The sequence below is a fragment of the Aurantibrevibacter litoralis genome, assembly GCF_034651555.1.
In the GTDB taxonomy this organism is placed as follows: Bacteria; Bacteroidota; Bacteroidia; order Flavobacteriales; family Flavobacteriaceae; genus Aurantibrevibacter; species Aurantibrevibacter litoralis.
In genome coordinates this window covers 43,953-57,274 of the sequence record NZ_JAYEEQ010000006.1, presented here as the reverse complement: position 1 = coordinate 57,274, position 13,322 = coordinate 43,953, and the positions used below count along the sequence as shown (strand labels likewise).

The 13,322-nt window shown below is 39.6% G+C and carries 9 protein-coding genes; 4 read left to right on the top strand and 5 right to left on the bottom strand.

The features are described 5' to 3' along the window. The first annotated feature begins 285 nt into the window (after nt 1-285). The 4 genes from U1E44_RS06960 (at nt 286) to U1E44_RS06945 (ending at nt 3,998) form a co-directional block, all read left to right on the top strand. Nucleotides 286-2,016, top strand: coding sequence for a SulP family inorganic anion transporter (locus tag U1E44_RS06960; RefSeq protein ID WP_322930341.1), 1,731 nt, complete (start codon nt 286-288; stop codon nt 2,014-2,016). Nucleotides 2,017-2,099: 83 nt separating this feature from the next. After that, nucleotides 2,100-3,506, top strand: coding sequence for an MBL fold metallo-hydrolase (locus tag U1E44_RS06955; protein WP_322930340.1), 1,407 nt, complete (start codon nt 2,100-2,102; stop codon nt 3,504-3,506). Nucleotides 3,507-3,522: 16 nt separating this feature from the next. Then, a complete protein-coding gene (locus U1E44_RS06950; RefSeq protein WP_322930339.1) occupies nt 3,523-3,744 on the top strand; it encodes a YgaP family membrane protein in 222 nt (73 codons plus the stop codon). A 125-nt stretch (nt 3,745-3,869) separates the two neighbouring features. Next, entirely contained in the window at nt 3,870-3,998 is a 129-nt protein-coding gene (locus U1E44_RS06945) for a hypothetical protein (protein WP_322930338.1), read from the top strand. Between the two features lie 112 nt (nt 3,999-4,110). On the opposite strand, the gene U1E44_RS06940 is transcribed toward U1E44_RS06945, so the two are convergent. From U1E44_RS06940 to U1E44_RS06920, 5 genes are all read right to left on the bottom strand, one after another. Beyond that, nucleotides 4,111-4,734, bottom strand: a complete 624-nt coding sequence (locus U1E44_RS06940) for a response regulator transcription factor (protein WP_322930337.1) — start codon at nt 4,732-4,734, stop codon at nt 4,111-4,113. 1,270 nt (nt 4,735-6,004) lie between these two features. Further along, nucleotides 6,005-7,702, bottom strand: coding sequence for a PorP/SprF family type IX secretion system membrane protein (locus U1E44_RS06935; protein ID WP_322930336.1), 1,698 nt, complete (start codon nt 7,700-7,702; stop codon nt 6,005-6,007). Between the two features lie 211 nt (nt 7,703-7,913). Continuing rightward, a complete protein-coding gene (locus tag U1E44_RS06930) occupies nt 7,914-9,185 on the bottom strand; it encodes a TolB-like translocation protein (RefSeq protein WP_322930335.1) in 1,272 nt (423 codons plus the stop codon). Between the two features lie 590 nt (nt 9,186-9,775). Next, nucleotides 9,776-11,671 carry a 1,4-alpha-glucan branching protein GlgB gene (gene glgB, locus U1E44_RS06925; RefSeq protein ID WP_323673863.1) on the bottom strand — a complete coding sequence of 632 codons (1,896 nt, stop codon included), beginning with the start codon at nt 11,669-11,671 and terminating at the stop codon, nt 9,776-9,778. A gap of 10 nt (nt 11,672-11,681) precedes the next feature. Next, nucleotides 11,682-13,322, bottom strand: a complete 1,641-nt coding sequence (locus tag U1E44_RS06920; protein ID WP_322930333.1) for a hypothetical protein — start codon at nt 13,320-13,322, stop codon at nt 11,682-11,684.

Below are 13,322 nucleotides of genomic sequence, written 5' to 3'. Positions count from 1 at the left end.
GGTGCCATTACCCGATTCACAATTGAGTCGTATACGTCTGTCGCCCGCAAGTTAATGTACATCTTTTTAAATTTTACAGGTTACTGAGAAGAAAGAAATGAATTCCGAAGCCTCGGGGATGCATATTCAGGAATTCGCATAAAAAATGGAATCATATCCGTTGCTATGGGGAGATCAAATTAGGTTAAGTTTATTTTGGAGGATAACCCTATATTTTATCGAATTAACCATCCGTACGTAACAAATGTTACTGAACCGTTTCATTATTAATGGTAATTTTGCCTCATGCAAAAATTTCTTCCAATATTGGATTGGTTGCCGCACTATAAAAGGTCATTTTTTAGAAAGGACTTGGTAGCGGGCGTTAGCACGGCCATAATCCTTATCCCTCAGGGTATGGCTTATGCTCTCATTGCCGGGTTGCCCGCCGTTTATGGCTTATATGCCGCTTTGTTGCCCATACTCATTTATGCTTTATTGGGCACCTCAAGACGATTGGCTGTGGGTCCCGTGGCTATGGATTCTTTGCTTTTGGCTGCCGCCCTGGGTACCTTTGCAATTAATGGCGTGGAAAATTATATTGCCATGGCCTTACTACTTACCTTTATGGTGGGTGCCATTCAATTAATTTTAGGAATTTTAAGAATGGGGTTTTTGGTCAATTTTTTGTCAAAACCTGTCATTAGCGGGTTTACTTCTGCTGCTGCTTTAATTATCATTTTTAGTCAATTAAAGCATCTTTTTGGGGTGAATGTTCCGCAAAGTAGCCACATTCAGGAACTGCTACTTTCTTTATTTGCTGCCTTGCCGCAGACGAACTGGATTTCCATACTCGTTGGGTGTTCGGGAATACTACTCATCCTAATTCTTAAATATTGGAATTCTAATATACCGGCAATTCTTATTGCGGTTATCCTTGGTGTGGTAACGGTTTATTTTTTTAATTTAACCGCTTCGGGAATTAGTGTTCTTGGTGCAGTGCCAAGTGGACTCCCATCGTTTAATTGGCCAACATTCAACTGGTTGCACGTGCAAGAGCTGAGCACCATGGCGCTTACCATAGCACTAATAGGGTATATGGAGCTGGTGTCTATTGGCAAGGCATTAGAGGAAAAAACCAATGAAGAAACCATAGATGCAAATCAAGAATTAATTGCATTAGGCACGGCAAACCTTTTTGGATCCTTGTTTCAATCGTATGCGGTTTCCGCCAGTTTGTCACGATCGGCAATTAATAATGAAGCAGGTGCTACAACCCCAATGGCTTCTATAATCAGTGTTGCTTTGGTAGGCTTAACCCTCTTGTTTTTTACCCCCTTGTTTTATTATCTCCCCAACACCATCTTGGCGGCCATTATTGTTGTATCGGTTACGGGATTAATCGATATTAGATTTCCAATGCTACTTTGGAAACACAATAGGGATGAGTTTGTGTTGTTGCTGATCACTTTTGTAATGACCCTGACGATTGGGATAAAGGAAGGAATTTTGTTTGGCGTATTGTTTTCTTTGTTGCTTATGGTGTACCGCACGTCTAGACCTCATTTTGCGGTATTGGGGAAAATAAGAGGATCATATTATTATCGCAATATTAGTCGATTTAAGGATGAAATTGAAGTGCGAAACGATCTTTTGATTGTCCGCTTTGATGCCCAATTATTCTTTGGGAATCAGCGTTATTTTAAAAAGGAATTGGCCAAATTTATAAAGACTAAAGGCACAGATCTTAGAGCTATTATTTTAAACGCTGAGGCTATAAATTATATCGACGCTACTGCAACGGACATGCTGGTAGGACTTATTCAGGAGCTTCAAGAAAATAACATAGCCTTTTTTATTTCCGGTGCCATAGGACCCACCCGCGATATAATTTTTAATAGTGCCATTATCAAATTATTGCATAAAGATCATCTTTTTGCCAATACCCAAGATGCCGTAAGCCATTACGACAATCCAACCATGTTAAACGATCTCAGTGAAAAGCTGGCGCATCAAAATAGAACGCAAGGTAACTAAGGTTACAAAGATTGGCTCAAAGGAGCGCTATCTTTACACGAGTAAATCTATGAGAACTAAAAAGGAATTTTAAATTATACGTTATGCATATAGAACAAATTTACACCGGTTGTTTGGCTCAAGGAGCTTACTTTATAGAAAGTAATGGCGAAGTGGCCATTATAGATCCGTTGCGGGAGGTGACACCCTACATGCGGAAGGCGGAAGCAGCAAATGCCAAAATTAAGTACATTTTTGAAACTCATTTTCATGCAGACTTTGTAAGTGGGCATGTAACGCTTTCAAAAGAAACAGGTGCCCCTATTGTGTTTGGCCCTACTGCCAATCCGTCTTTTGAGGCAATTATTGCTGAAGATGGAGCTGAATTTAAGCTGGGCGATCTTACGATTAAAGTACTGCATACACCCGGCCATACCATGGAAAGCACCTGCTATCTACTTCGGGATAAGGACGGAAAAGACCATGCCTTGTTTTCGGGAGACACCTTGTTTTTGGGAGATGTAGGTCGTCCGGATTTGGCACAAAAAGCGGCGAATATGACGAAAGAGGATTTGGCAGGAATCCTTTTTGATAGTCTGCGCCAAAAGATTATGCCTTTGGCTGATGAGGTTATTATTTATCCCGCTCATGGAGCCGGTTCTGCATGTGGAAAGCATATGATGAAGGAAACAGTAGATACCTTGGGCAACCAAAAAAAGATAAATTACGCCTTACGAGAGAACATGACAAAATCTGAATTTGTAGCCGAAGTTACTGAGGGTTTACTTCCGCCGCCTCAATATTTTCCGTTGAATGTAAAAATGAACAAAGAAGGCTATGAAGATATTGCCAAAGTGTTACAAAGAGGCACAAAGGCTTTAGCACCCGATGCCTTTGAAAGGACGGCAAATGATACCAATGCCCTAGTCTTGGATGTGCGCCATCAGGACGATTTTGTAAAGGGGCACATTCCAAGATCTATTTTTATTGGCCTTAATGGGGATTTTGCGCCGTGGGTAGGTGCTTTAATTTCGGATAGTGAACAACCGATAGTGTTGGTTGCCCCTTATGGAAAAGAAGAAGAAGCCATTACAAGATTGTCGCGCGTTGGGTACGACGGTACTATTGGTTATTTAGAAGGCGGTTTTGACGCCTGGAAAAAAGCGGGTAAGGAGTATGATACGGTAAATTCGGTATCTTCCGATGCGGTAAAAATAGGAGCGCAAGCCGAGAACCCCAATCTTTTTGATGTACGAAAAACTGCGGAATATGAGGCAGAACACCTCAAAGAAGCGCAAAACACACCTTTGGATACGCTTAACGATTCTATGAATGAATTTCCTATTGATTACGATTTTTACGTGCATTGTGCTGGGGGATACCGCTCAGTTATAGCCGCTTCTATCTTAAAAAGTCGTGGAATACATAATCTCATTAATATAGAAGGTGGATTCCCTGCTTTAAAGCAATCAGGATTTATGGTACTGTCAAAGGAGTGTTCCAATTTATAAAAATAAATATAAGCACATGAAAAAAAACATGGGAAAATTAGACAAAATTCTACGGGTTTTGTTGGCGCTGTCCATTGCTATTTTAATTTATTTTGATATTTTAAAAGGCGCATTGGCGTATGTGCTATTGGCTGTCGCCGCCGTTTTTGTACTTACAAGCCTTGTTGGATTTTGTCCTTTGTACGGTATTTTCGGTATTGGTACGTGCAAGGTTAAAGGCGACTCCAAGAAATCTTAACTCAGAAGGTATGTATTAGAATTAATGTATAAAAAGCTGCCTTAAAACCTTAAAGCTGATTTGTATCATAAAGCGATTCTTTGAATTTATCTAAGTTTGTCGGTATAATTTTATACGTTTCTATTATGCAAAATACACTACTTCCGTTAGTAAATTGGGGCAATGGCATTATAATGATCGCCGTTTTTGCCATGGTGTGCGTTGCCCTTATTGTTACCTTAGTCATGTTCATGAACAGTGGTAAGAAGAAATGAAGGATACCCCAAGAGTATTAGAGTCGTTTCGGTATTACAGCAATCTAAAACACCTAAGAATCTGGTTTCATTAACTTGAGAAATACGATTCTTAGGTGTCTTATTACTGTATTTAATCCATTTCTTGCAACTTTAACAGAGCTTCAGATTTAGAATTTACATTTAATTTTAAATAAATGTTTTGAATATGAAAGTTTACTGCACTTGGGGTAATATATAGTTTATCGGCAATAAGTTTGTAGGTTGCACCGGAGCACAAATAATCTATAATTTGGTTTTCTCTGTCGGAAAAGGACACATAGTTTTTTTGGTGAAAGTTTGATATTACTTTTTGGATAATATCATTGCTCATGGTGGCTCCTTCGTATTTAATTGAATTTAGCGCCTGTAGCAATCTTTTTTTGCTTACCGGTTTGGTAATATAACCATGGGCACCATTTTTAAATGCTTTTTTTACCAGATCAAATTCGGTCTGATTACTACTCATAATAATTTTTACGTGCCTATCTTTTTTGCGAAAAGCACGAATGCCTTGTAGGCCAATTTGTTGAGGCGTAAATACTTCAGATACAATAATGTCGGGTTGTATTTTGGTAAAATCTTTTAGGGCATCTTCTACAGATGCGTATAGACCCACAAGACAATAGTCGCGGTACTTTTCAAAATAATACCGGTAGGCTTGGTGATACAACTTTTCATTGTCGATGATCATTACGTTTAAGATGTTCGATTTCATAATTTGTGAGTTTTTGTGTGGATACCTTGGTGTTAGCACGCTGTATACCCTGAGTTAATGACATAAGTGATGCGCATGGGCTAGCCTAAGGAACATAATAGACATAGAATCAGAATTTACCGTTGTGTTTGGGCAAAGGGTAGACAGGGAAATCATTTTAAGGATTTCCGCAGACCATAAAACATGATTGTAAATCGATTAATACACCCAGGTTAACCTGTGGCAATTAGCACGTGAATTAGGCGGGAGGTCTATGAAATTAATAGCACTGAACGGAGCACTAAACAGCTGCCTTTTACACAAAAACCCGCGATAATATATGCTGCAATGCATTAGGCTTTGTTTAATGCTGCGCAACGCAGATTCGATAAAATATCAGGTATTTATTTCATAGGTTCAGCCAAGAAATCAGCGTTGCTCCAAACAAATTTTCATTTGTAAAAAGGAAAGATAGCGGGCGATCGATAGGAGTGCGTTTTGCCTAGGAACAAGATTACGGTTTGTTCTAGCATTTAAATTGCTGCATGTAGTGTTGAAACATGTAGATTGTAGGTAAAAATTTTCCATATTCCGGGGGGATTTGGGGTTACACAATAATTTTTTTAAACAGAAATACAATTAAATGTAGAAAATTTATAAGCAACTCAATCCATTTTGTAAGAAATTTCGTTGAAATGCATAGCCTGCAAAAGGGCAAACAAAAAGGAGGGGCACTAATGTCCCCCCGGACCCCCCTCCTTTGATCAACCCAACAAATAATACAATCTACATAAAGGCATTTTAAAGAACGGATAACGTAAATTCTTGTAAACTGCTAATAATCAGTAATTTTTAACTATTTTTATGCTTTTAACAGGGAATTTTGTTGGGTGAAGTCTCCGCTATTAGAGCTTTTTCATGTGTTTATGTCTATTCTATTAAATGGGTCATGCTTAGACTGCGCTCCGCACAGGAATGTTACTCCCCAACAATCATTCTCCTGTGCATTATACGTTTTAGCATAACTTGTTTCATAGCAGCACCTACTCATACCATACATACCATCGTTTCAGTTGAATTTCAATCTAAAGATTCCCCGACCCAAGGGTCGGGGTTTCCTATTTACCTCTCCTTTGGAGAGGTCGGAACTGTCTTTTTGCAGTTCCGGGTGAGGTGAAATACAAAATTTCGGTTTTTGGCCCAAAGGCCAAAATGAAACTGGCGAAATACCCCTATGGCTTGCCTCGGGGATATTCAGTTTCAAGAAATTTTTTATTAACAACCAGATCTTTTAATTTCGACGCGAGTAACCATCGTCTTCGTAACTATTAGCCACCGTTGCTGCTGGATTATCTACTTGCATAATCCATTTCTCTGCTTCATAGCGTCCGTTCAAATGGGTCTGAAAAGCCACTTCGGCATCTTTTCTAAAATGGAAGTCGGCCAAGTACACATAATGCAATCCATTTTCTTTGTTGTAGAAGTTTCGAGCTTCTAAACCTTCATTTTTTAATTTATTCATAAAGGCATTTAAATAACTTTTATTTTTAAAAACATTGGCAATCACGTAATATCCGGTATTTACTCCGTCCATGTCAGATTGGTTAAGTACTTTAATGGGTACTTCTATAAATTCATCTTGTACGGGCTGGGCGCGGCTTTTGTCGGTTGTGGACTTCGTTTCTGTTACAGCAAGGGCTGTCTGTTGACCAGTCTGTATATCTTGTAAATTACTTTTAATGTTGTTTTGTATGTCGTTTCGGAGTAATCTGAATATCGTCTCGAAGCGTTGTTCAAAAGCGGCAGTACGGGCAGCCTCAATGGAATCTTGTCGAAGAATTAATTCATCGAGGATAAGACGGTTTTCATAGGCCAAGGTATTCGTTGAGGCATCCTCAGGTGCTGCTTTAGCAGCGTCCTTACTTTTCGTTTTCGATTTGTGCGCTTCCTTTTCTGCCAGCAGTTTCAGAATCTGTTCTTCGTAATTGCGCACTATACCATCTATTTTACTGTCTTCGGAACCCATTGCATAAGAGGTAGAGGTAGCCTCTTTATTTTTAAAAGTGTAGGCCAGTGAGAGTTCATGGTTCCATCCGAAGTTCGCATCTTGTTGGGCAAGATCTTTTTCCATAAGATATCCTAGCGACATGGTGTCGTTGAGGTTAAAACCAAATCCCGCAGACAAGCCATAACTATCGTCCCAACTGGTCTGTAACCAGCCTAATTTGGGCATGTCTAGCAATAAGGATCCTAAATATCCTATAGAATTATCTTGGTTCTGTCCTATTTGCAACAACGGCATTAAACGGGCATTTTTGAACAATCCATACCCCTGAAGCTCATAGGTGTATTGCAGGGTTCCTTTTACGCTTTTTGCATTTATGTTCGTGGTAATTTCATTTGTCGTTTGATTGTATTGTGCAAAGTCTTGCGCATACAATCCTACATCAAACTTACCCACCGATAGGCTTAGTCCAGGCTGTATAGCCAATTTACTCTCTTTGCCGGCAGCCAATAGTTCGGGGTCATTTTCAGAAGCCACTACCCTGTTTTTGTCTAGACCAACATTAAAATACGTAACATTGGCACCAAAAGTAAGTGCGCTTTTTTCTCCAAGACGAACAGCACTGGCGTAATTAGCATTAAAACCAAATTCTTGAATAACACCTTCCCACTGACTGTAAACGCCGATACCAAGAGCGGTGCGTTCGTTCAGTCTATGGCTAAATCCTAGATAGTAATTTTGACTGTTATCATCAAAAGTAGCATACTGGTTACGGTGCAATATATTGAGATACGACTTGTTTTCTCGCACAAGGGAAAAAGTGGGGTTAATTAAATACCTATTAAAATACAATTGATTGTGGTAGGTATTGGTAGATCGGTTGTTTGCTACTTCTTCTTGGGCGAACGCAGTGGGATGATAAAGCAACACGTACGTTGCGAGAAGCAAACAGAGTTTATATCGTGAGGGAATTGAATAGCTCATTTTATTTTTTTTTGCTGTGAATTTACTTCCATAACTAAAGCGGAAGTGAAGTAGTGCCAACGGGAGCATTCCGGTTTTTGGCGATGCACTCTATTTTTTTGTGACATGCCTGTTGCGCGGTTTTTGTTGGCGATCTCATACTGCCATGGCAAATCACTTCATTGCTACACCAAATAAAGAATGCTGAAAGTGATGGATGCCAAACGTCGTTTTATTGATCTTCGAAAACAGAACTAGAATAATCAACCTTACTACCACTGTGCAAAACATCTAGTAGGTGAAGGTCTCGTAATTCTCCAGTGCCTTGGGGTTGGTTTCCTGCATAGGAAAAGGCTACTTGCTGAATCGTATCTTTGTCTGCCCCGCGGTTAGACATTACATAGCCCATACCCCTTTCGGTGCGCAGCACAATAGAATAATCGTTTTCTGCACTGTTAATAGGACTTCCTAAATGTACAGCCATTTCTACGTTGTTGTCGTTTATTCGGGTCATGTACACATCCAGTCCACCCAGGCCGTTACGTCCCTCGGAGGCAAAAAAGAGGGTGTTGCCACCAACGATATTAGGATATAAATCGTTCTTTTTTGTATTTACTTTTTGGCCCAAATTTATGGCTTTACTATGTGTTCCATCATCATGTATAGTTACCACATAAATATCATATTCGCCATAGGTTCCGGGCATGTTAGACGCAAAAAATAATTGTGAACCGTCCTCTGAAATCGTCGGATGCATGGCCGAAAAATCCTTTGGGCAAACCTGAAGAACGCTCACTGTTTTCCATTCGCCTGCTACTTTTTGAGCCTTATAAATTTTATGAACAAGTTCCTTTTTAGAGAAAATGCCATACAAGGGCTTCTCGTATACTCCTTTGCTGTAGTAGGCGGTATTCCCATCGGCGGTAAGAGCTACCGGAGCTTCATAAATACCTTTGTTGTTTGGTAAGGCATTTAAGTCTGCAGTAGCACCTCTTTTGTAGTGTACTAATTCCGCAGTGCGTTCTTCATGCAAACCCGGTAGTGGCAAAGGTCTGTACTTTTCCTGGGCAGTAGCATGTGTAATTTTGGATCGTTCGCTATCCGTTTGGTAGTTTTCTCTTATCATGGCAACCCAATCTCGTTGATCAAGATCATTGGCTACTGACATATAGGTGTTGTCTGCCATGGTTCTGGCATATTGCAATCGTTTATGAAATCCGGAGGGCAATGCGCTTTCAGGGGAGGTATTCATTAATTTTTGATACCAAAAAAGTGCGGTTTCATAATTCTGAGATAGAAAACTTACATTGCCCAAATCTTCGAAAATTTCGGGATCGGTATAGCCCAAATGCTTGAGTTCTAAGTAGGTTTCTATTCTTTTGTTGGTTTCGCGGCTTTCAGCATCGGGTACTCGGGGGATCACCTTTTGCTGCGCCTGTAATGGCATGTACGTTATACTTAAGATACATCCAATGATCACTTTGTAGATTAACGACTTCTTCATGGGATAAGATTTTGAGGGTTAATATCCCAAAGGTCATTCATTAATCGACAGAAATACCTAATAAAAATTCATAGGTTTTCAAATATTTTCGATGATTTACTTAAAAAAAGGGTGCAAATACGCAAAAATCACTTAAATAAGACTACTAAAACGCTGAAAATGGGTTTTATGGCGTCCTTATCACCTTTAGAATAAAAAAATTAACCCTTTGGAAACGCAATGTTAACAACATATACCTTGTACCTTGGGTCTGATGAATCCATAACGGTTTACTTTGAGTAATCCTACAACCTCGGAATCGTACTCATTAGTTGAATGCGAATCTAAAACAGGTATAAGCGTAATCGAAATCGGTTTCATCGTTGCTACTTCGCCGTCTTCTGCTGTACCAACTATGCTTAAATTACAGGTTGCCTTTTGTTGTAGGTTGACATGAACACTAATTCATCTGCAGTATTCAGCTTTATGAAAACGTGGTTATAAGCCTGCTTATTGTTTATGGGGCTTACAAAGCCCTAAACAACCCACATAAAAAAAGCCCAAAATATTCGTTATGGGCTTTATGCTTTCGTTTTAAAAAGACCTTCCTCTTATTGAAAAATAACAACTCCTAAGGGAGGTATGGTAATTTCAAAAGATCTTTCATGGCCGTGCCACGGTGTTTTGGTTACCTTAATTTTATTGTTGGTCATGCCACTACCACCGTAGTCCTTTTTATCCGAGTTAAAAATCTCTTTTAACGGCCCTGCTCTGTGCACACCTACCCTGTAATGTTCTCTTGGTATGGGTGTAAAATTGCAAGCTACAATAAGATCGTTTTTAGGATCGTGCCCTTTACGAATATAGGTAAGCACGGAGTTTTCGTTATCACCATAGTCGATCCATTGAAATCCTTCCGGACTAAATTGCTTTTCATAGAGTGCCGGATAGGTTTTGTAAAGGGTATTTAAGTCTTTGATGAGTTGCTGAATTCCTTTGTGATAATCGTACTGCAACAGATGCCAATCTAGGCTATTTTGGAAATTCCATTCGGAAGATTGCCCAAATTCACCACCCATAAAAATAAGCTTGGTTCCGGGATGCGTAAACATATACCCGTATAGTAACCGTAAATTGCCAAATTGTTGCCATTCGTCACAAGGCATTCGGTACAACAATGATTGTTTACCATACACCACTTCATCATGCGAGAAAGGCAGCATAAAATTCTCCGTAAATGTATAGGTCATTCCAAAAGTTAGTTCGTTTTGGTGGTATTTTCTATAAATGGGTTCTTTTTTGAAATATTCCAACGTATCATGCATCCAGCCCATCATCCATTTCATCCCAAATCCAAGGCCACCTAGACTTACCGGTTTAGAAACCTTGGGGAAGGCGGTAGATTCTTCGGCAATGGTTTGTACGCCGGTAAAGCTTTTGTAGATTTCTTCGTTCAATTCCCGAATGAAGGAGATTGCTTCCAGATTTTCATTGTTTCCATAGATATTGGGTTCCCATTCCCCTTCGTTCCTGGAATAGTCTAAATATAGCATGGAAGCAACGGCATCAACTCGTAGGGCATCTACATGATATTGATCTAGCCAAAATAAGGCGTTGCTTATTAAAAAGGCGCGCACTTCATTTCTACCATAATTAAAAATAAGGCTTTTCCAATCCGGGTGGTAGCCTCTTCTTCGATCCGGATGTTCATACAAGTGCGATCCGTCGAAAAACCCGAGCCCATGTGCATCTTCCGGAAAGTGCGAGGGTACCCAGTCCAGAATAACGCCAATGTCGTTTTGGTGCAATTTATCGACCAATAGTTTAAAATCTTCGGGTTTTCCGAAACGGGAGGTGGGGGCAAAATAACCGGTAAGTTGGTATCCCCAAGAAGGGTCGTAGGGGTACTCCATGATGGGCATAAACTCTACGTGGGTAAAGTTCATTTCCTTAACATAGTTCACCAAATCGTCACCGAGTTCTACATACGAGAGGAATTGGTCACCATTTTTACGTTTCCATGAACCAAGATGCACTTCATAGACCGAATAAGGTTTGTCTAGACCATTTTTGTCCTGCCGGTACCCCATCCAGTTTTTATCCTTCCATTGATAAGGGGCATCCCAAACCACCGAAGCCGTATTTGGTGGTTTTTCACAATACCGCGCAAAGGGGTCTGCTTTTTCGGTCTTAACATCATAGTTGTGCGAGTGAATTTTGTATTTGTACAAGGTTCCTTTGTCTAAACCCGGAATAAACCCTTCCCAAATACCGCTGCCATCCCAGCGGACATTCAATTTATGATCCCCTTCAAGCCAGTAATTAAAATCGCCTATAACGCTAACAGCCTTTGCCGATGGTGCCCATACGGCAAAATAGGTTCCTTTTTCACCATTTACTTCAATAAGATGAGAGCCTAACTTATCGTAGAGGCGGTAATGTTTTCCTGCTTTAAATAGATTAATATCAAATTCTGAGAATAAACTATGTGGTATTACTTTGCCCATATTGCTTTCGTTAGTTGTTTTCATTTATAATATTCATAATGCCTTCTAAAGGAATTACAGCCCAAAGCGGTCTGGAGTTCATTTCGTAGCCCAATTCGTAAACGGCTTTTTCTAGCATACTATACTTTAGTATAAAAATACGCTCCTGATTATAGCCAATATTAAGATTTTCTTTTTGAATAAGGCTTACGTAGGTCTCTAAAAAAACCCCAATAAAATAGCGATAAAGTATTTCCCCGGCTTTAAAGAGTTCCTCTTGAGTGTAGGCATAGTTTTCGCCGTTGCTAAAAATGGTAGCGTAAATGGCATAATGAAACGATCTAAACATGCCGGCAACATCTTTTAAGGGTGGCTGTTTTACTTTTCGGTCTCGAATTGTACTTTCGGGCTCCCCTTCAAAGTCGAGCAGAAAAAAATCATCACCTTGTACCAATACTTGTCCTAAATGGTAATCCCCGTGCACACGTATGCGTTCGCCCTTTAATTTGGTCCAATCGAAATTTACAAATTTCTTTCGTATCTCATTTTTACGTTCCAGAAACACATTGGCCAGTTCCAACGCACGGCCTTCCAGTCGGTGTAAGTTATTTTCAACGATATTCAGGCGATTTTGAAACTGGTATAAGAGTCGGTTTTTTAACCAAACCTCGTAATCTCCGTTAAAACGGGTTGGGGTAAAGGAGGTATCTTCAAATTCTGAACCCAATGCAATATGCATTTCGGCTGTTCTTTTGGCTAAGGTTTGTAGTTTAATGAAGATATTCAGTCCGGCCCAATCGATAATTTCGGGAGGCACATCTCGTATTTGCATTCTTTGGAACAGCGCAATTTTTGGAAGCCGATCTATTTGGATATGTTTGTTTTTTAGATTGCCAAAGATCTTATCGGTTTGCGATAGCATAAATTCCCATGCATCGCCCTGATTGGTTACCAGTTCTTGCATTAAGGCAATGGTAATGTTGTCGTTATCACTGTCGATGATGCTTATACTTCCTAAATAGGCGGGTGTATTTTTGTACTCTTTGCGCTCCGATAAAAACCGACTCATTTCATAATCCGGATTTTTGTCGGCATAAATCCTCCTAAAGAATTTTATCACGGATTTATCATTTATAATAATGGACGTATTGCTTTGTTCTAATCCCATAAACCGAGACGATACATATTCGGCGTCCTTAAAGTAAAGACTTTTATGGTATTGAACCTTGGTCGTGTCGTTGGGTATGGCAGTCCTAATTCTTTCGAAAACCAATTTCCGAAAAGCTTCCAAATTAAGGGCATCTATGATAAATCCTTGTTGCCCATTTACCGTTAAGGACAAGATGCGATCCTTTTCGGCAAAACTTTCGTCGGTAACAAAAGCAATAGGAAGAAAATAATGTTGGTAAAAAGCCTCTACGAAATTAACTTCTAACAACAGCCCATAATACATTTCGCTTTTTTGTTGTATTCTAAAATATTCGGAGAGTTCTATATATTTAATCTTGCTAGACTTGCCACCATACCATCGTTGTTTTAGGATATAATCTTGCAAAACATCTGAAAGAAATACTTTGATGAAGTTCTTATCGTTTAGCAATTCTTCCCAAACCACATTAAAAGAGTAGGGCGGCTGTACTACTTTATCGTTTTCTTGACTCTTTTTTGCCAT